Origin of the sequence: Ancylobacter sp. TS-1 (assembly GCF_009223885.1) — a bacterium.
Lineage (GTDB): Bacteria > Pseudomonadota > Alphaproteobacteria > Rhizobiales > Xanthobacteraceae > Ancylobacter.
Genome location: NZ_CP045144.1, coordinates 144,861 through 162,545, shown reverse-complemented (window position 1 = coordinate 162,545; position 17,685 = coordinate 144,861). Strand labels below are relative to the sequence as shown.

18 protein-coding genes are annotated in these 17,685 nt (G+C 70.5%); 12 read left to right on the top strand and 6 right to left on the bottom strand.

Translation table 11 applies throughout. From position 1 onward, the window contains the following. Nucleotides 1–303: 303 nt before the first annotated feature. The 6 genes from GBB76_RS00820 to mgtE all read left to right on the top strand — a co-directional run bounded on the left by GBB76_RS00820 (nucleotide 304) and on the right by mgtE (nucleotide 5,862). Entirely contained in the window at nucleotides 304–906 is a 603-nt protein-coding gene (locus tag GBB76_RS00820) for an aspartate kinase (protein ID WP_152301526.1), read from the top strand. Continuing rightward, on the top strand, nucleotides 903–1,469 hold the full coding sequence (locus GBB76_RS00815; protein ID WP_152301525.1) for a flavoprotein: 567 nt from the start codon (nucleotides 903–905) through the stop codon (nucleotides 1,467–1,469). The genes GBB76_RS00820 and GBB76_RS00815 overlap by 4 nt, the downstream gene beginning before the upstream one ends. Beyond that, nucleotides 1,462–2,937 carry a DUF6513 domain-containing protein gene (locus GBB76_RS00810; RefSeq protein WP_152301524.1) on the top strand — a complete coding sequence of 492 codons (1,476 nt, stop codon included), beginning with the start codon at nucleotides 1,462–1,464 and terminating at the stop codon, nucleotides 2,935–2,937. Before GBB76_RS00815 ends, GBB76_RS00810 begins: the two co-directional genes overlap by 8 nt. Further along, nucleotides 2,934–3,500 (top strand): DUF447 domain-containing protein, encoded by a 567-nt coding sequence (locus GBB76_RS00805; protein WP_152301523.1) that lies wholly within the window; start codon nucleotides 2,934–2,936, stop codon nucleotides 3,498–3,500. Before GBB76_RS00810 ends, GBB76_RS00805 begins: the two co-directional genes overlap by 4 nt. A 13-nt stretch (nucleotides 3,501–3,513) precedes the next feature. Next, the gene (locus tag GBB76_RS00800; RefSeq protein ID WP_152301522.1) at nucleotides 3,514–4,266 is read left to right on the top strand and encodes a (5-formylfuran-3-yl)methyl phosphate synthase; all 753 of its coding nucleotides are present in this window, start codon (nucleotides 3,514–3,516) and stop codon (nucleotides 4,264–4,266) included. A 216-nt stretch (nucleotides 4,267–4,482) separates the two neighbouring features. After that, a complete protein-coding gene (mgtE, locus tag GBB76_RS00795; protein WP_152301521.1) occupies nucleotides 4,483–5,862 on the top strand; it encodes a magnesium transporter in 1,380 nt (459 codons plus the stop codon). Nucleotides 5,863–5,972: 110 nt separating this feature from the next. Here mgtE and GBB76_RS00790 read toward each other — a convergent pair whose 3' ends face one another. From GBB76_RS00790 to GBB76_RS00770, 5 genes are read right to left on the bottom strand one after another with little or no spacing between them, the layout of a single operon-like run. Further along, entirely contained in the window at nucleotides 5,973–6,773 is an 801-nt protein-coding gene (locus GBB76_RS00790) for a formylmethanofuran dehydrogenase subunit C (RefSeq protein ID WP_152301520.1), read from the bottom strand. Next, nucleotides 6,770–7,687 (bottom strand): formylmethanofuran--tetrahydromethanopterin N-formyltransferase, encoded by a 918-nt coding sequence (fhcD, locus tag GBB76_RS00785; protein WP_152301519.1) that lies wholly within the window; start codon nucleotides 7,685–7,687, stop codon nucleotides 6,770–6,772. Before fhcD ends, GBB76_RS00790 begins: the two co-directional genes overlap by 4 nt. Next, nucleotides 7,684–9,351, bottom strand: coding sequence for a formylmethanofuran dehydrogenase subunit A (locus GBB76_RS00780; protein ID WP_152301518.1), 1,668 nt, complete (start codon nucleotides 9,349–9,351; stop codon nucleotides 7,684–7,686). The genes fhcD and GBB76_RS00780 overlap by 4 nt, the downstream gene beginning before the upstream one ends. Next, entirely contained in the window at nucleotides 9,352–10,593 is a 1,242-nt protein-coding gene (locus tag GBB76_RS00775) for a formylmethanofuran dehydrogenase (RefSeq protein WP_152301517.1), read from the bottom strand. 17 nt (nucleotides 10,594–10,610) lie between these two features. Further along, nucleotides 10,611–10,991 carry a 4a-hydroxytetrahydrobiopterin dehydratase gene (locus GBB76_RS00770; protein WP_152301516.1) on the bottom strand — a complete coding sequence of 127 codons (381 nt, stop codon included), beginning with the start codon at nucleotides 10,989–10,991 and terminating at the stop codon, nucleotides 10,611–10,613. 157 nt (nucleotides 10,992–11,148) lie between these two features. Between GBB76_RS00770 and GBB76_RS00765 the strand changes: the two genes are divergently transcribed. The 6 genes from GBB76_RS00765 (at nucleotide 11,149) to GBB76_RS00740 (ending at nucleotide 16,996) form a co-directional block, all read left to right on the top strand. Further along, nucleotides 11,149–12,168, top strand: a complete 1,020-nt coding sequence (locus GBB76_RS00765; protein ID WP_202911139.1) for a beta-ribofuranosylaminobenzene 5'-phosphate synthase family protein — start codon at nucleotides 11,149–11,151, stop codon at nucleotides 12,166–12,168. An 87-nt stretch (nucleotides 12,169–12,255) separates the two neighbouring features. Next, the gene (locus GBB76_RS00760) at nucleotides 12,256–13,152 is read left to right on the top strand and encodes an NAD(P)-dependent methylenetetrahydromethanopterin dehydrogenase (protein WP_152301514.1); all 897 of its coding nucleotides are present in this window, start codon (nucleotides 12,256–12,258) and stop codon (nucleotides 13,150–13,152) included. Then, complete coding sequence (locus GBB76_RS00755; protein ID WP_152301513.1) at nucleotides 13,118–14,284, top strand: ATP-grasp domain-containing protein; 1,167 nt, start codon at nucleotides 13,118–13,120, stop codon at nucleotides 14,282–14,284. Before GBB76_RS00760 ends, GBB76_RS00755 begins: the two co-directional genes overlap by 35 nt. A 5-nt stretch (nucleotides 14,285–14,289) precedes the next feature. Then, complete coding sequence (mch, locus tag GBB76_RS00750; RefSeq protein WP_152301512.1) at nucleotides 14,290–15,258, top strand: methenyltetrahydromethanopterin cyclohydrolase; 969 nt, start codon at nucleotides 14,290–14,292, stop codon at nucleotides 15,256–15,258. Beyond that, the gene (locus GBB76_RS00745) at nucleotides 15,255–16,163 is read left to right on the top strand and encodes a RimK family alpha-L-glutamate ligase (protein WP_152301511.1); all 909 of its coding nucleotides are present in this window, start codon (nucleotides 15,255–15,257) and stop codon (nucleotides 16,161–16,163) included. Before mch ends, GBB76_RS00745 begins: the two co-directional genes overlap by 4 nt. Continuing rightward, complete coding sequence (locus GBB76_RS00740; RefSeq protein ID WP_152301510.1) at nucleotides 16,160–16,996, top strand: triphosphoribosyl-dephospho-CoA synthase; 837 nt, start codon at nucleotides 16,160–16,162, stop codon at nucleotides 16,994–16,996. The genes GBB76_RS00745 and GBB76_RS00740 overlap by 4 nt, the downstream gene beginning before the upstream one ends. On the opposite strand, the gene GBB76_RS00735 is transcribed toward GBB76_RS00740, so the two are convergent. Next, a complete protein-coding gene (locus GBB76_RS00735; RefSeq protein ID WP_152301509.1) occupies nucleotides 16,986–17,684 on the bottom strand; it encodes a HisA/HisF-related TIM barrel protein in 699 nt (232 codons plus the stop codon). The two genes, GBB76_RS00740 and GBB76_RS00735, sit on opposite strands and share 11 nt — an antisense overlap. Nucleotide 17,685 lies beyond the last annotated feature (1 nt).

Here is a 17,685-nt window from a genome sequence, read left to right as displayed (position 1 = left end):
GCATGGCTGTGCTGCGTCAAGCGCGCGTGATCGGAACGAATCACGTCTCGACAATCGACCGGGCGAGGCGCATCCTCGGGGCACTTCATACAGGCGGGCAGCCGTCTGACTGATCGTCACCTCATCAAGGCCCGGGGCTTCGCCTCGGGCCTTTTTCTTTGTGCCGTGCTTCCTTGCGCCGCGCCGTCGAACCGGCGGATTTCGTGCTATCCGGCGGCGAGGACCGGGGCGTGAAGAACGGGGCTGCGCAGGTTTGCGCGGCCCGGCGTTTGGCGTAGCCTCACCCCGAACGGAAATTGAGCCATGCCGGACCTTCACGCCTCCCGCCGTCCTGAAATCGTCAAGCTCGGCGGCAGCCTTGTCGACCATCCGCGCCTGCCGGAGCTGCTCGACGCGCTCGCCCGACGCGGCACGCCACTCGTGCTGGTCGCCGGCGGCGGGCCGCTGGCCGACGCGGTGCGCGATCTCCAGCCCCGCCTTTCCCTGTCCGACACCGCCTGCCACCGCATGGCGATCCTCGCCATGGAGCAGACGGCGCACGCCTTCGCCGACCTCGCCCCCGGGCTCGTGCTCGCCGACACACTGGCCGCCATCGCCGCCGCCCACGCGCAGGGCCGCGCCGCGTTGTGGCTGCCCGCCCGCATGGCTCTGGCCGCGCCTGATCTGCCCGAGAGCTGGGAACTAACCTCCGACAGCCTCGCCGCCTGGCTCACGGCGGAGACCGGCGCCGCCCGGCTGACCCTCGTGAAGTCCATCCCCGCCACCGGCGCCGCGCCGGCCGGCTGGGCCGCCGCCGGGCTGGTCGACCCGCTGTTCCCGGCCTTCGCCAGCCGGACGACGGCGCGAACCGAGGTGACGACGGCCGAGGCGCTGCTCGCCGGCCTCAACGGGAGCCTCGCGGCATGAGCGCGAACAAGGGCATCTATCCGCGCTGGGCCTGGGCGCTGACCGGCTCGGGGCATTTCTTCACCGAGTCCATCGTGCTGATAAAGTCGCTCGACGCGGTGGACCTGTTCGTCTCCAAGGCCGCCGACGAGGTGCTGCGCATGTACAAGCAGGACCTGCCGGAAGGCACGCGCATCTTCAAGGAGACGACGGCAAGCTCGGCGCCGGTCGGGCGCTTCTATGAAGGGCTCTACCACACGCTGGTGGTCTCGCCCGCCTCGTCGAACACGGTGGCGAAGGCGGTGTTCGGCATCTCCGACACGCTGGTGACGAACTGCTTCGCGCAGGCCGGCAAGTGCCGCGTGCATGCCATCGTCTTCGCCTGCGACACCGCGCCGGAGATGATCACCATGGCGCCCAAGGGCCCGGTGCCGGTCTATCCGCGCCGCATCGACCTCGAGAACACCGCGAAGCTCAAGGAGTTCGACGACACCACGGTCGTCGAATCCATCGAGGACCTCGAAGCCGCCATTGCCGCCCGCCGGCAGCATCTCGCGGAGAAGGCCGCCCCGGTCGATGGCTGACAAGCCGTCCCCGGACACGCCCGGCAGGCCGGAGAGGATCGCCCTCGTCACCGGCTCGCTGGCCGAGCCGCGCCTTGCGAAAATCGCGGACGAGATCGCCGACGCGGCGCTCGACCCGGTGGTGGTCAATGTCGGGGTGAAGGTCGCGGCGCTGATGACGGCGGAGATCGTCGAGCGTCGGCTGAAGCTGCCGGAGGGCACCGACCGGGTGCTGATGCCGGGCCGCTTCCGTGGCGATCTCGACCGGCTGGAGCGCTTCTTCGGCGTGCCCTTCGCCCGTGGCCCGGACGAGGTGGCCGACATCCCCGACTATTTCGGTCAGAAGCGCCGGGCGACGGACCTGTCGAAGCATGACGTGACCATCTTCGCCGAGATCGTCGACGCCACCGTGCTGGATGTCGACGCGCTCATTGCCCGCGCGCTGTTCCTCAAGGGCGAGGGCGCCGACGTCATCGACCTCGGCTGCCTGCCCGACACCCCCTTCCCGCATCTGGAGGAGGCCATCGCCGCGCTGCACGGCGAGGGGCTGAAGGTCAGCGTCGACAGCTTCGATCTCGCGGAACTGACCCGCGCCACCCGCGCCGGCGCGGATTTCCTGCTGAGCCTCAACGAGACCAACCTGCATGTCGCGAAGGAAGGACCGGCGGTGCCGGTCCTCGTGCCGGCGACGCAGGGCGACCTCGAGTCCCTGTGCCGCGCCGTCGATGCCTGCCTCGCCGACGGGCAGCCCTTCCTCGCCGATCCGATCCTCGACCCCATCCATTACGGTTTCACGGCGTCCGTGGTGCGCTATTCGGAGCTGCGCCGGCGCTACCCCGATATCCCGATCCTCATGGGCATCGGCAACGTCACCGAGCTGACCGATGCCGACACGACCGGCATCAACGCGATCCTCATGGGCCTCATTTCCGAACTGCACATACAGGCTGTGCTCGCCGTGCAGGTCAGCCCGCATTGCCGCACGGCGGTGCGCGAATTCGACCGCGCCCGGCGCGAATATTTCGCCGCCCGGCAGGCCGGGGCGCTGCCGCAGGGCTTCGGCGGCGGGCTGATGGCGCTGCGCGACCGCAAGCCCTACGCCGCCTCGCCCGAGGAAATCGCGCGGCTGGCAGCCGAGGTGCGCGACCGCAATTTCCGCATCGACGTCACCGAGGCCGGCATCCACATCTACAACCGCGACGGCCACCATGTGGCGGGCGATCCCTTCGCGCTGTTTCCGCATCTCAAGGTCGAGGACGATGGCGGCCATGCCTTCTATCTCGGCGTGGAAACCGCCCGCGCGGAGATCGCCTATCGGCTCGGCAAGCGCTATGCCCAGGATGAGGGCCTCAAATGGGGCGTGGCCGGCGAGATCGCCGGCAGCCCCGAAGCGGCCCATCGTTTGACATTCAAGGAGGCCGGCACGACGTTGCAGGCCCAAGCTGCCAAGGCCAAAGCCGCCAAGGCGAAAGCCGGAGAGACGCCGTGATCCGTGAAGCCATCGTCACCACCCGCTCGCTCGAGGGCGAGCCGCATATCGCCCCGATGGGGGCGACGGTGATCGAGGGCGGCTATGTGCTGCAGCCCTTCCGCCCCTCGCGCACGCTGGAAAACCTCGCGGCCACCCGCATCGCCGTGGTCAACTTCACCGACGACGTGCGCATCTTCGCCAGTTGCGTGGTCGGGCGCCGGTACAATGTGGATGTGAAGAAGGCGACCTATATCGACTGCCCGCGCCTTGCCGACGCGCTCTCGCATGACGAGGTGACGGTGGAGCGCGCCGAGGACGACCCGCAGCGGCCGAAATTCTTCTGCAAGACCTACCATTCCGAGGGCCACACCCGCTTCGACGGCATGAACCGCGCCAAGGCGGCCGTGCTGGAGGCGGCCGTGCTGGTCAGCCGGCTCAATATGCTGCCGGACGAGAAGGTCGACCAGGAGATGGCCTATCTCGCCATCGCGGTGGAGAAGACCGCCGGGCCGGATGAGCTGGAAGCGTGGGGCTGGATGGTCGAGGCCGTCGCCGAGCATCGCCGCCGGCGGGCCTCCTGAGCGCGGCGCGGCCATGAGCCAGCTACGCGACACCGCCTCGTCGCTGCCGCCGGGCCTGCTCGCCAGCGTCGCGGATCTGCGCGAGATGGAGCTGGCGCGCGCCGGCGGCGCCGATATCGTCGATCTCAAGCAGCCCGCCTTCGGCGCGCTCGGCGCGTGGAGCGCGGACGCGCTGACCGCCGCGGTCATGCTGTGGAACGCGTGGGGCGACCAGCTCGGCGAGGCCGCCCGCCCGGCGCTGAGCGCCACCTGCGGCGACCAGCCCATGGTGCCCGCGCTCATCCGCGCCGCCGCCGAGCGGGTGGCGGAGACCGGCGTGCCGATCGTCAAGGTCGGGCTGTTCAGCTCCAAGCACACCAATGAATGCATCGAGGCGCTGGCCCCGCTGGCCAGCCGCGCGCGCCTCATCGGCGTGCTGTTCGCCGACCAGGAGCCGGACTTCGCCATTGTCGGGGCGCTCGGCCGCGCCGGCTTCGCTGGGGTCATGATCGACACGGCGGACAAGCGGTCCGGTTCGCTGATCGAACATCTCGACCCGCTCACTCTCGGCCAGTTCGTCGCCGAGGCGCGCCGGCACGGCCTCGTCACCGGCCTCGCCGGCTCGCTGAAGCTCGACGATATCCCGCTGCTTGTCGGCGTCGGCGCCGACTATCTCGGCTTTCGCGGCGCGCTCTGCGAGGGCGGGCGCAGCGGCACCCTCGACCCCGCCCGGCTCGGCCAGGTTCATGCCCGCCTGCGCGAGCCGACGGACCAGTCGCGGCCCTGACGCGCCGGGGTTGACTCCAACTTCCCACAGGTTCATTCCCCCGCCCGTCGCGTGTCACCGCGACGCAACCGGAATCCCCTAACCATGCCCAGCGACAGTACCAGTCGATTGTCCGGCCGGCGGCGGCCGGCGCCGTGAGCCGGCCTCGGCACTGACCCGGGTTTCGGCTCCCTGCGCCCGCCTCACCGAAGGCCGGACAGCGGAAAGAGAGCCGAAATGGAAGAACGGACGGAAGACCGCCGCGACGACGACGTCGTGGACACCGCTGCCCTCGCCGCCGAGCTCGCCGAGGAACACCCCGCCGACATTGCCGAAGCCCTCGACGAGGAAGAACCGGAGGTCGCCTCCGCCGTCCTCGCCAGCCTGCCGCGCGAGCAGCAGGTCGAGGTGCTGGACCTCACCGATTTCGACCTGTCCAGCGACCTCATCGAGGCTCTGCCGGTCGAGGAAGCGGTGCGCCTCGTCTCCGACATGTCGGCCGACCGCGCCGCCGACCTGTTCCGCTGGATGGAGGAGCCGGCCCGCTCGCATCTGTTCGCGCGGCTGCCGCCCGAGACGCAGGCCGAGCTGAACCGGCTGCTGGCCTGGCCCGAGCATACCGCCGGCAGCCTGATGACCACCGAGTTCGTTACCGTCCCCTCCACCTGGACGGTGGGCGAGACGCTGCGGCACATCCGCGAGACCGAGCGCACGCGCGAGACGATCTACGCGATCTACGTGCTCGATCCCGTCACCCACAAGCTGCTCAAGGCGGTGACGCTGCGCCGGCTCATCATCGGCGAGCCCGGCCAGCCGATCCTTTCCGCCGCGCCCAAGCACGACCCGATCACCACCTCCCCGCTCACCGACCGCGAGGACGTGGCCCGGCTGATCTCGAAATACGACCTCCTTGCCGTGCCGGTGGTGGACGAGAACGAGCATGTGCTCGGCATCGTCACCGTCGACGACATGATCGACGCGATCATCGAGGAGAACACCGAGGACGTGCAGAAATTCGGCGGCATGGAGGCGCTCGACGAGCCCTATATGGAAATCGGCTTCTTCGACATGCTCAAGAAGCGCGCCGGCTGGCTCTCCATCCTGTTCCTCGGCGAGATGCTGACCGCCAACGCCATGCAGCATTTCGAGGACGAGCTGGAGCGCGCCATCGTGCTCACTTTGTTCATCCCGCTGATCATGAGTTCGGGCGGCAATTCCGGCTCGCAGGCGACCTCGCTGATCATCCGGGCGCTGGCGCTGGGGGAGATCAAGCTCAAGGACTGGTGGCGCGTCGCCCTGCGCGAACTGCCGTCCGGCCTCGTGCTCGGCTCGATCCTCGCCGTGCTGGGCGTCACCCGCATCACCGTCTGGCAGCTCGCCGGCTTCCACGACTATGGCGAGCACTGGGTGCTGGTGGCGGCGACCATCGGAGCGACGCTGGTCGCCATCGTCACCTTCGGCTCGCTGATCGGCTCGATGCTGCCCTTCGTGCTGCGCCGGCTCGGCTTCGACCCCGCGAGCGCCTCGGCGCCCTTCGTCGCCACCTTCGTCGACGTCACGGGTCTGGTGATCTACTTCTCCGTCGCCCTGCTGATCCTGCACGGCACGCTGCTGTAGTCCTCACCGACGTCATCCCGGCCGCGCGAAGCGCGAGCCGGGATCGCGCCCCTTCCCGCCTGCGATCCCGGACCGGCCTCACGGCCGTCCGGGGTGACATCGGGAGGGTTTCAGCCGGGCATCAGCACCTCGCCCTGCCCGCCCATCAACGTGTCGCCGACGATCCGGCGGGCATGGGTCCATCCGCCCAGCATGTCCTTCAGCTCCGGCACTCGCCGGGCGAGCAGGCGCAGCGCCACCAGTTCGTGAACGCCGGTGTCGACGAAGCCGGCCGGAAGTTCCGGGCGCGCCTGCGCGAGGATGGTGCCGCGCTTCATGCCGCGCCCGGCCAGCGGGCCGATGGCGCCGCCGACGCTCACGGTGCCGGCAATCATGTCGGTCGCCAGCCCATCGCCGGCATCGCCTGCGATTACGATCAGTCCGCCGCGCTGGCGCTCGGCCGCGCGCGGGCCGGCAGTGCCGCCGATCTTCAGCACGCCGCCCGACAGGCCGCGCCGCGAGCCCGAGCCCGCCGCGCCGGCCCGCGCGCCGGCGTGGCCCGCCAGCTCGATGCGCCCGCCGGACATTTCCGCGCCGAGGAAGTCGCCGGCATCGCCGGCGATGCGCAGTACGCCGCCAGCCATGCCGCGCCCGGCCCAGGCGCCGACGCGCCCGTCGACGATCAATTCGCCCTCGGACATGCCGGCGCCGACGCCGTCGAGGCGCGCGTCGCCGATCTCGATCAGCAGCACGCCCTCCGGCGCGCCCTCGATGAAAAACAGCTCGGCGAGCGGCACGCTGCGCCCGCCATGGGGCACCGGCAGGTGCTCCAGCTCGCGCAGGGTGAGCGGGCAGATGACGGCCGGGGTGATGCCGGACAGGTCCACCCGGGCCTCGAGCGGCGCGCGCGGCTTGAGAGAAACCCCGCTCATGGCTCGCCTCCCGTGCTGTCTTTCATGATTTCGCGCAACTTGAAGTGGAAGGGGCCGAGATTGCCGCCGTAATTGCCGGCATCGACCGCCACCACGCCGCCCTCGGCACCCACCGCGCAGACCGCCGCGACGCCGACCTTTGTGGCCTCCGACACCGCCTCGAAGCTGAACCCGTCGATGACGATCTCCAGCACCGAGGCGACCTCAGGCGGCAGGGCGCTCGGCACCGCGCCGCGCAGGGTCGGGCAATAGGCGTCGTTGGTGGAGGCGAACAGGCCCTTGTATTTGGAGCCGACCTTGGAGCCGGAGCGCACCACCCCGCCCGGGAAGGGCAGGATCACGCCCTCGACCTTGCCCATCGCCGCCACCGCCGCCTCGGCGGCATGAAGCGCGGCGGCGCGCGAGCGGGCGAGGATGAGGAAATTGCCGCCGCCGACGCCTTCCACCGAGCCGGTGTCCTCGTCGCAGACGAACTCGCCCTCCATGACGGGCAGGCGCCAGAACCTCTTGTCGCCGATCTTCTTGGATATCTGGTGGCCGTCGGCGAAGTAGCGGATGGTCTTGGCCAGCGGCACGCGCTTGCCGCCTTCCACACCCGCATAGCAGGCCGTGGTCGGGCAGGTGAGCACGCACTGGCCGAGGCGCAGCGGCACCACCTTCTTCAGCGAGCCGAAATCCATCGCGAAGATGAGCAGCGACACGCCGGGGCGCCCGTCCGGAGTCTCCTCCGGGGCGAGCATGCGTTCGATGCCCGCCTCGCAGCCGCAGCCGATGACCGAGGTGGCGAAGCCGGTGGTGGTGCGCCCCGCCGTCAGCGCCCATTCCGGCGTGTCGGCGGTGACGATGAGCCGGGTGCCGACCATCGGGAAGGCTTCCGCGAAATTGTCGCGAATCTCGACGCCGTTGATGATCATGGCGCCACCCCCTCGCATTTCAGGATGGTCGGGCCGGCGCCGTGGCGCAGCTCGCCGTCGGCGACGCGGAAATGCTTGGCCTTCAGCCCCATCGCCTCGTCGAACCAGCGGTCGATGTCCTTCCCGACCGAGCGGTCGAAATCGGGCCGCACGACGTGGGTAGTGCCCTGCGCCAGCTCCACGATCACGCCATCCTTCACGATCAGCCGGCCGTTCTTGAAGACGAGGCGGGTGGTGGAGAACATCGCCTCGCGGTCGGTCTCCTCCCGGTGCACGGCGATGTCGGCCACCGCGCCGGGGCCGAGATGGCCCTTGTCGGTGAGGCCAAGGATACGCGCCGGCGCGGCGCGGGTGAGGATGGCGATCTCCTCCAGCGAATATTCGCGCGTGATCTGCCCCAGCAGCGTGTGCGCCTGCGCCGCCTTGTTCAGCGTCGCAAGCTGGGCGTTGCGGAAGTCGCGGTCCATCAGCAGCCGGATCAGGTGCGGATAGGTGGTGAAGGGCCCGCCATTGGGATGATCGGTGGTGAGGAAGATCCGCCACGGGTCTTCCACCAGCAGGAACAGCTCCAGCCCAATCGCCCATTGCAGCGCGTTGACGAAGGACTTGTCCTTGTACTCGAACGGCACCACGCCACAGGCGGCGTCCAGCTCGATATCCATGCCGATGGACTTTTTCGGGCTGGCGAGGCCGCGGTTGCGGTACTGCGACATGTAGTCGGCCGAAGCCGTCACCGTCTGGCCGAACATCACCTGCCCGACATCGACCGAGATGTTCGGGTTGGCGTTGACCATTTCCGCGATCCGCGCCGCCGAGGAGGAGAAACGCTTGTCGCCCTCGGTGCCGTAGGAATGGAACTGGAGATGGGTGAGGTGCAGCCGCCGCCCCTCGGTGGCGAGAATGGTGGCGAGCGTCGTCTCGTCATTGCCCGGCACGCCGAGATTGCAGCCGTGCAGGTGGATCGGGTGCGGGATGCCCAGTTCCGTCACCGCCCGGATCAGCGTGGTGAGCACCTTGCGCGGCGACACCGCGTAATGCGGGTTGGCCTCGTCGAGGTCCATCTTGCGGGCGTTGAACTTGAAGGCGTTGATGCCGCCGGGATTGACGATCTTGATGGCGAAGGCCTGCGTCGCCTCCAGCATCCAGCCGACATAGGCGTTCACCTGCTCCTGCCCGGCGCCGGCCGCCAGCAGGCGCAGGAAATAATCGTCATTGCCCAGCACCAGATAGGCGCCGGTGTCGAGATTGGGGATGTCGGCCATTTCCAAATGCGCGCCGCGCGCATTGGCGCCGACCATCGCGGGCTCGAACACCGTGGTGTAGCCGAGTTCGGCGTAGCGGCAGCCGGTGGCGTGCGCGGTGGGCACCGCCCGTCCGCCACCGCAACCGCAGAAATTGCCCGGCATCTCGGGAAAGGCGCGCCGGTCCTCCTGCATCAGCAGGCGGGCCAGGTTCATCTTGCCGCCGGCGATGTGGCTGTGCAGGTCGATACCGCCTGCCATCACCACGTCGCCGCCGAGGTCGTACTCCGCGTCGGCCCTGTGGTCGGTCGGGGCGACGATGCGCCCGTCCTCGATCTCGATGTCGCGCACGGCGCCGGTGGCGACGCCGTTCTCGCCATTGGCCGGGTCGAGCACACGCCCGCCCTTCAGCCGCAGTCTCATTTACCCCTCCGCTATGCGACGCACAGCCTCGGCGACGCCGGGAAGCGTCGCGACGCGCAAGGCGCCGAGCGGCAGGCTCACGATGGAATCCATGCGGAACACCGTGCCGGCGTGATCCACGCCGGGGGTGCCCACAGGGATAAGAACATCTGGTTCTTTCTCGAATACGGTCTCTGGATGGGCAAGGGCAATGACCTTGCCCGCGAAGTCGGGCGGGGGTTCTGGCCGGAAGGCCGAGACCCACACCAGCAGGTCGGCATCGGCCAGCGCCGAAGCCGTCGAGAAGAGCGCCCCGTCATGCGTGCTCGCCTGACCGCGCACTGCGGTGCGCAGCGGGTAGCCGAGCCGCCACAGCATGAGCTGGTTCACGCCGATGAGGTTGTCGCGCCCGCCGAGCGGGAACACGCCCGCCCGGGTGGTGACGTTGAGCGCGTCGACGAGGCCAGTCGCCCGTTCCGCCACGAGGTCGCCATCACCGAGATCGGCGGCGTTCCACGTCACGACGGCGTAGCGCGCGGCGCGCAGTTCGCCGGCGAGCGAGGCCAGAGTCTCGCCGGAAATACCGCCAAAACTCTCGCCCGGCGGGGTGCGGCCGGCGACGAGGCTGGCGAGCGCTTCCAGCGCCGCCACCGGGTCGTCGCTGGCGTGGTGGACGACGGCCGCGCCGGAAAGCTGCGCCTTCGCCTTGTCGCCCGGCCCGCCGCCGAGGAAGACGACCTTGCGCCCCGCATCCGCGAACAGCGGCGTGGCCGGGAACAGGCGCTCGAACAGCCGGCCCCAGGTCGCGCCGGGATCCTCGCCGACCACCAGCAGCAGGTCGCAGCGGTTGCGCACCTCGGCCAGCGTGACCGACAGCCAGCCGGTGCGCTGGGCGGCGGCATAGTTCCGGAACAGGCCTTCGGAGGCGTAATGGTCGAGCACGCCGCCGAAGCGGGTGGCGAGGTCGACCAGGGCCCCCGCCCCGGCCATGTCGGTGCCGAGCCCGCCGATCAGCGGCGAACGGGCCTCGGCCAGCAGGCGATGTGCGGCGGCGGCGGCTTCCTCAAAGCCGGCCGGACTGCCGGCGATGCTGGCGGCGCGGTCGGCGACGTCGAGCCGGCGCAGCAGCCGCGCCGCCTCCGGGCAGACCGTGCCGGCGGCGCGGATCGCGCGGCCCTCGACCTCGACGCTCAGATCGTCGCAGCCGAGCCCGCAGAACCCGCAGACCACGTCATGGATCGTTTCGCTCGCAGCACCGGCCATGGCTCAATCGCAATCGTTCAATCGTATTTGATGTAGGAAAAGCGCAGATCGCCGCGCGGCGTGCCTTCCAGCGCGCTGCCCTCCTCTGCGCCCGGCTGCCAACCGACCACCTCTTCGATCTTCCTCGCCAGCTGAAAGTCCCGCTCTGTAATGCCCTTGGCGTCGTGCGACATCAGCCGCACCTCCACCCAGGCATAGGAAGCCGTGATGTCGGGATGGTGCCAGGCTGCCTCCGCAAGGTGGCCGACGGCGTTGATCACCATCAGCGTGCCCTTCCAGCTCGACGTGCGATAGGTACGTCGAATCCACCCGTCCTGCAGCTTCCAATGCGGCAGATCGGCAGCGAGCCGTTCCTCCACCTCGTTGTCGGTGAAGGTTTTTTTCGGGTCCAGCGCCATGTCCTGGCGTCCTCCTGGCGGCGTCCGCCCGTTCTGTCGCGGGCAGGTTTTAATGATTCGGTAGCACGCACCCGCCGCTTCCCGCAAACGCGGAAATCGCGGCGCCCGCTTGTCGCCGCCGCGTTCCGGGCCTTACCATGGCCGCGAGGAAACGCCCGTGAACACGACAACACGAGATTTCGGCACGGCGAGCGAGGAGCGGAACAGGGCGGTGGTGCGCATCACCGCTCCAGGACGTCTGCACCTTGGATTCCTTGACCTTTCCGGCACTCTGGGGCGTCGTTTCGGCAGCCTCGGCATCACCCTCGACCGCCCCTCGACCGTGGTGCGCCTGCGCCGGGCCGAGCGGCTCACGGCGAGCGGCCCGGATGCCGGGCGGGCGCTGGCGGCGGTGGAGAAGGCGGCCGCCCGCTTCGGCATCGACAAGGCGGTCGAGGTGACGGTGGAGACGGCGCTGCCGCCTCATTCCGGCCTCGGCTCAGGCACCCAGCTCGGCCTTGCCGTGGCCACCGGGCTCTGCCTCGTCAACGGGCTCGACCTCACCCCGCGCGAGGTCGGCGCGGCGCTCGGTCGCGGCGCCCGCTCGGCGATCGGCATCGGCGCCTTCACCGAGGGCGGCGTGATTCTCGACGGCGGCAAGAAGCGCGGCTCGGACGCGCCACCGCCCATCCTCTCGCGCCTGCCCTTCCCCGAACACTGGCGCATCCTGCTGGTCTACGACCACGCCCATCGCGGGCTCAGCGGCCCGGAGGAAGTGAGCGCGATGGAGGGCCTGCCGCCCTTCGCCGACACGCTGGCCGGGCACATGGCGCGGCTCGCGGTGATGGTCGCGCTGCCGGCCCTGGCCGAAGCGGATGTGGATTACTTCGCCGCAGCGGTCGGCGAAATGCAGCGGCTGCTCGGAGAGCACTATGCGAGCGCCCAGGGTGGCCGCTATACAAGCTCATCCGTCGCCGAGGTGATGGATTGGCTCGAGACCCGCGGACTGCGCGGGCTCGGGCAGAGTTCCTGGGGGCCCACCGGCTTCGCCATCATCGGCGATCCCGAGGAGGCCGAACAGGTGATCGGCGAGGCCCGTGCCCGTTTCGGCGACCGGCCCGCTTTGGCTTTCGACTGTGCGCGCGGCAGCAATGTCGGCGCACGGATCGAGTGGCTTGCCTGCCTCGAGCAGTGCTAGCGGCGGTTTTGGCGTAACGCCCGCGTCGCTCCCTATCCTTCCCATGAGAGGCCGCAAGGCCCGATTCTGACCTAGGGACCGAACGCAATGGCGGATATCGCCCCCATTCTCCACATCGTATCGCCGCTTCGCCACGTCAGCCCGTTCGACGTCAACATGGCCGTCGACGCCGGCTACGCGACCATCCTGCCCTATTCCGGGGTGACGCTCGACGAGATCGCGGACCTGACGCAGGACATGATGTTCTCGCGCCATCCCGATGCCGCTCCGCGCACCGGCCTGTTCATCGGCGGCAAGGATGCCGGCCTCGCCCTCGACATGGCGGCCAAGGCGAAGAGCGTGTTGTTTCCGCCCTTCGAGATTTCCGTCTTCGTCGATCCGGCCGGCTCCTTCACCACGGCGGCGGCGATGATCGCCGAGGTCGAGAAGAAGCTGCGCCCCTCGCGCCCCGACGGGCTCAAGGGCGCCAAGCTTCAGGTCTATGGCGCGACCGGCGTGGTCGGCGGCATCGCCGGCGTGATCGCCGCGCAGGCCGGGGCCGAGGTGACGCTGGTCAGCCATCGCGACATCGAGGCGGTCGTCGCCAAGGCGCGCGACTTCAAGCAGCGTTTCGGCGTGGAACTCGCCAGCGCCGCCGCCAAGGGCGAGGACGACAAGCGCGCCCTTCTGGCCGACGCCGAGGTGGTGCTCGCCTGCGGACGTGCCGGCGTCGAGATCCTCTCGGCCGACGCGCTGGCCGGCGCCCGGCACCTCAAGGTCGCCGCCGACGTCAACGCCGTGCCCCCCTCGGGCATTGCCGGCATCGACGCCCATGCCGACGGAAAGCCGCTCGTGAACGGCGCGCTGGGTATCGGCGCGCTGACCATTGGCCATCTCAAATACAGCGTGCAACATGAGCTGCTGAAGCGCATGCGCGTTGCCCCTTCAGCGATGACCATCGGATTCGAGGATGCCTTCCTCCTGGCGCGATCGCTCACGGTCTAGGGACGAGGCCGATGTCGTCATCGTCGGCATCGCCGCCCGTGGACTGGCGGCCGCCGCCCGCCGCGCCGGGCTGCGGGCGATCGTCCTCGACCTGTTCGGGGACGACGACACCCGCGAACTCGCCGTCGAGGCGATCCCGCTGCGCCGTCTCGCCGGCTTCGCCATCGACCCCGAGGATCTGTTCGAGCAGCTCGCCATCCATGCGCCGGATCTCCCGGTCGTGCTGGGCACGGGCTTCGAGCACATGCCCGAGGTGGTCGACCGGCTCGCCGCGCGCTTCCGGCTGGTCGGCAACGGGCGCGCCGTGCTGGCGGCCCTCAAGGAGCCCGAGGCGTTCAGCCGCCTGCTCACCACGCTCAGCGTCCCGCATCCCAGGATTTTCGCCGAGCGCGCGCCAGCGGGCATCGCGACGCTGGAGAAGCGCAGCGGCGGCTCCGGCGGCTGGCATGTGCGCCCGGCCGCCGAGACGCGCGGCGCCGGCTGGTATCTTCAGGAGCGCGTCGCGGGGCGGACCGTCTCGGCGCTGTTCCTCGGCAACGGGCATGGCGCCCGCCTGCTGGCCTTCTCCGAGCAATGGTGTGCGCCGGCCGACGACGCCCCGTTCCGCTATGGCGGAGCGGTCGGCCCGATCCGTCTGTTTCCCGCCGTCGAGCGGGCAGTGGCGGACGCACTGGACCGGATCACCGGAGCGACCGGCCTCGTCGGCCTCGCCAGTGCCGATATCGTGGTCGACCCGGGCGGGGAGCGCTGGAGCCTCATCGAGATCAACCCGCGCCCCGGGGCGAGCCTCGACGTCTTCGACCGCCCGCCCCTGCCGCCTCTGCTCGACCTGCATTTCGACGCCTGCGCGGGCACGCTGCCGGAGCTTGCGCTTCTCGCTCCCGGCCCGGGCGTGGCGGCACGCGCCGCGGGAATCCTCTATGCGCCCGCCGCCGTCGAGATGCGTCTCGACGCATTGCCCGGCTGGGTCGCCGACCGGCCGCCGCCGGGCACGCGCATCGAGGCCGGCGAGCCCGTCTGTACGGTGCTGGCCGAGGGGCAGGACATTCACCAGGCCCGCGAGACTCTCGCCCTGCGCCTGGATCAATTTTGGCGTGAGCTGATCAGGGCCGCCCGCAAGGCGGCGGAGTAAATTCCATGCTCGACACTCCCAAGGACCGGCGCCCGAGCGTTTCCGCTCTTACCGGGCCGCTTGTCGAAGACCTCGTGAACAAGGCCGACATCCTGCGTCTCGACGTCAGCCGCAGCGCCTGCGGCGCCCGCATCGTCGATGCCGGCATCGCCGCGCGCGGCGGCATCGAGGCCGGGCGGCGCATCGCCGAGATCTGCCTCGGCGGCCTCGGCTCGGTCAGCATCGACGCCAGCGCCCGCTTTCAGCGCTGGAACACGATGGTCACCGTCACCACCGCCGATCCGGTCATCGCCTGCCTCGGCAGCCAGTATGCCGGCTGGAGCCTCGCCGACGGCGACTTCTTCGCCCTCGGCTCCGGCCCCGCCCGCGCACTGTGGGCGAAGGAGGACCTGTTCGGCGAACTCGGCTATCGCGACCGGGCGGAGCAGGCGACGCTGGTGCTGGAGGTCGACCGCCCGCCGCCGGACAGTCTCGTCGCCCATGTCGCCGCCGAATGCGGCGTGGCGCCGGAAAGCCTGACGCTGATCCTCACCCCGACGACCAGCCTCGCCGGCACGGTGCAGATCGTCGCCCGCGTGCTGGAGGTCGCCCTGCACAAGACCCACGCGCTGCACTTCCCGCTGGAGCGCGTAGTCGACGGCATCGGCTCCTCGCCGCTGCCGCCGCCGGCGCCGGACTTCGTGGCCGCGATGGGCCGCACCAACGACGCCACGCTCTATGGCGGCGACGTGCAGCTCTTCGTCACCGGGCCGGAAAGCGAGGCGCGCGAGCTGGCCGAAGGCCTGCCGAGTTCCTCCTCGCGCGACCACGGGCGCACCTTCGCGGAGATTTTCACCGCCTATAAGGGCGATTTCTACGCCATGGACCCGATGCTGTTCAGCCCCGCCCGCGTCACCGTGACGGCGCTGGAGACCGGCCGCAGCTTCACCTTCGGGGCGTTCCACGACGACATTCTGGAGCGTTCCTTCGCATGAGCCTGCGGCGGGCCGACACGGTCGTCATCTTCACCGAGGATGCCGACTGGCACACGCGCCGCCTCAGGGCGGCGATCGAGCGCGAGGGCTTCACCGTCCTCGTGCTCTCGCTCAACGATTGCGGCTTCGCCATCGGCGAGACGGCACACGGCCTCGTGCTGCCGGGGCTGGGCGACCTTCTGCCGGCCGCCGCCTTCGTGCGCCTCATCGCCAAGGGCTCGACCGAGCAGATCACCGCCCGGCTCGGGCTGCTGCACGCGCTGCGCGAACTGGGCGTGAAGGTGATGAACGACGCCCGCGCCGTCGAGCGCTGCGTCGACAAGTCGATGACCAGCTTCCTCATCGCGCAGGCCGGACTGCCGACCCCGCGCAGCTTCGTCGGCGAGGACCGCGCGCAGATGCAGGCGCTGGTCGATTCCGCGCCGGGCGACATGGTGCTGAAGCCGCTGTTCGGCGCGCAGGGGCGCGGCATCCGCCGCATCCCGGCCCGCGCGCCCCTGCCCGAGCCCGACAGGGTGGGCGGCATCTACTACCTGCAGGACTTCGTCGCCCCGGCGGTCGCCGAGAGCTATCAGGACTGGCGCGTCTTCGTCATCGGCGACACGGTGGCCGCGAGCATGCTGCGCCGTTCGCCGGGCTGGATCACCAACATCCATCAGGGTGCGGTGGGTGTGCCGGCGCCGCACGATCCGCGCGCCCACGACCTTGCCATCCGCGCCACCGCCGCCGTCGGCGCCGACTATGCCGGCGTCGACCTGATCGAGGACGAGCAGGGGCGGCTTCTGGTGCTGGAGGTCAACTCCATGCCGGCGTGGAAGGGGCTCCAGCGCGCCACCGAGATCGATATCGCCACCGCCCTCGCGCGCCATCTGGCCACCACGCTGACCCCGGTCCCCGCCGCATGAGGCCCGTCGGGATCGAGACCGCGTTCCGTGCCGCCTGCCGCGCCGAGCTCGACGCGCTCAAGCCCGGCAATGTGCATCGCTTCGGGGCCGGCCACGGCATGGAGGTCGCCCATTTCGAACGCGCGGCCGACGCGGCGGCGCCCTTCATCGCCGCGCCCGGCGCCCGCGTCGGCGTCCGCATCGAGGGCGCGGTCGGCGCCTCGCTCAGGGCGAGCGGGCTCAACGCCAATCTCGGCATCGTCCTGCTCTGCGCGCCCCTCGCCGCCGCCGCCGAACGGCCGGGCGTGCTGCGCGAGAACCTGCGGGCGGTACTCGCCGGGCTCGACATGGCCGACGCCGAGGCCGCCTTCCGCGCCATCGCCGCCGCCAGTCCCGGCGGGCTCGGCCGGCACCCGGAGCACGACGTCGCCGCGCCCGCCCGCATCGGCCTCGTCGCGGCGATGGCGCTGGCGGCCGGCGGCGACCGCATCGCCGCCCAGTACGCGACGGACTTCGCCGATCTGTTCGGCATCGGCCTCGCCCGCTTCGGCGAGATGGTCGGCGCCGCGCCGGAGGCCCGCACCGAGGCGGTTCATCTCGCCTTTCTCGCCGCCTTTCCCGACAGCCACATCGCCCGCAAATTCGGCATCGAGACCGCCGAGGCGGTCCGCGCCGAGGCCGGGGCGCTGCTGCCTCAGGTCGATTTCCGCGCCCCGGCGCCGGCCCGCCACGCCGTGCTGGGTCCGTTCGACGCCTCGCTCAAGGCGCGCGGGCTCAACCCCGGCACCAGCGCCGATCTCACCGTGGCGACGCTGTTCGCGGCGGCGCTCAGCGCCTCGCGGTTCACGCTGTGAAGGCGGCGATGTCGGCGCGCGACAGGCGCCCGTCATGCAGCGCGCTGGCCAGCAGCACGCCGGCGACGCCGCGCGCGGCGAGCGCATGAAGATCGCCGGCATCGCGCACCCCGCCGGCGGCATAGACGCGCCGTCCGCCCGCCCGCGCCAGCACCGCGTCGAGCGTGTCGAGATCCGGCCCCTGCCCGGCGCCGACCTGCGCCAGCGTCATCACGATCACCGCCTCCGGCCACAGATCGGGCCGCTCAAACAGTTCCACCGGTCCGCGCGGCCCTTCCGGCCCGTGGTCGAGCGAGAGGATGCCGCCGCCGGCACCGAGCGCGGCCGTCGCCGCGTCGAGGCTCACGAGGCTCTCGCTGCCGACCACCGGCCGGCCCGGCCCTTCCGCCGCGCGGCGGGCGAGCACGGCCGGCGCCGCCTCGCCGGCATCGACCCACAGGTCGAGCCCGGGATGGCGGGCGCGCAGCGCCCCCAGCGCCGCGTCGTGCCCGCCCCTTCCGGCGATGGCGTCGAGATCGGCGACATAGAGTGTGCGGAAGGCACCGAGCGCCAGCAGCCCGCCGGCCACGTCGAGCGGTGCGGCGCTGGCGCTAAGCGGGGTTTCGATGGGGCGATAGGCCTCGCGCGCGCCGCGCCGCGCATGCACGACCGCACCTCCCATCAGGTCGATGACCGGTATAAGTTCCACC

Bases quoted from the DNA above. Each gene is read 5' to 3' on its own strand.
- GBB76_RS00820 (WP_152301526.1), top strand. From the start codon at position 304: ATGCCGGACCTTCACGCCTCCCGCCGTCCTGAAATCGTCAAGCTCGGC.
- GBB76_RS00815 (WP_152301525.1), top strand. From the start codon at position 903: ATGAGCGCGAACAAGGGCATCTATCCGCGCTGGGCCTGGGCGCTGACC.
- GBB76_RS00810 (WP_152301524.1), top strand. From the start codon at position 1,462: ATGGCTGACAAGCCGTCCCCGGACACGCCCGGCAGGCCGGAGAGGATC.
- GBB76_RS00800 (WP_152301522.1), top strand. From the start codon at position 3,514: ATGAGCCAGCTACGCGACACCGCCTCGTCGCTGCCGCCGGGCCTGCTC.
- mgtE (WP_152301521.1), top strand. From the start codon at position 4,483: ATGGAAGAACGGACGGAAGACCGCCGCGACGACGACGTCGTGGACACC.
- GBB76_RS00790 (WP_152301520.1), bottom strand. From the start codon at position 6,773: ATGAGCGGGGTTTCTCTCAAGCCGCGCGCGCCGCTCGAGGCCCGGGTG.
- fhcD (WP_152301519.1), bottom strand. From the start codon at position 7,687: ATGATCATCAACGGCGTCGAGATTCGCGACAATTTCGCGGAAGCCTTC.
- GBB76_RS00780 (WP_152301518.1), bottom strand. From the start codon at position 9,351: ATGAGACTGCGGCTGAAGGGCGGGCGTGTGCTCGACCCGGCCAATGGC.
- GBB76_RS00775 (WP_152301517.1), bottom strand. From the start codon at position 10,593: ATGGCCGGTGCTGCGAGCGAAACGATCCATGACGTGGTCTGCGGGTTC.
- GBB76_RS00770 (WP_152301516.1), bottom strand. From the start codon at position 10,991: ATGGCGCTGGACCCGAAAAAAACCTTCACCGACAACGAGGTGGAGGAA.
- GBB76_RS00760 (WP_152301514.1), top strand. From the start codon at position 12,256: ATGGCGGATATCGCCCCCATTCTCCACATCGTATCGCCGCTTCGCCAC.
- GBB76_RS00755 (WP_152301513.1), top strand. From the start codon at position 13,118: ATGCCTTCCTCCTGGCGCGATCGCTCACGGTCTAGGGACGAGGCCGAT.
- mch (WP_152301512.1), top strand. From the start codon at position 14,290: ATGCTCGACACTCCCAAGGACCGGCGCCCGAGCGTTTCCGCTCTTACC.
- GBB76_RS00745 (WP_152301511.1), top strand. From the start codon at position 15,255: ATGAGCCTGCGGCGGGCCGACACGGTCGTCATCTTCACCGAGGATGCC.
- GBB76_RS00740 (WP_152301510.1), top strand. From the start codon at position 16,160: ATGAGGCCCGTCGGGATCGAGACCGCGTTCCGTGCCGCCTGCCGCGCC.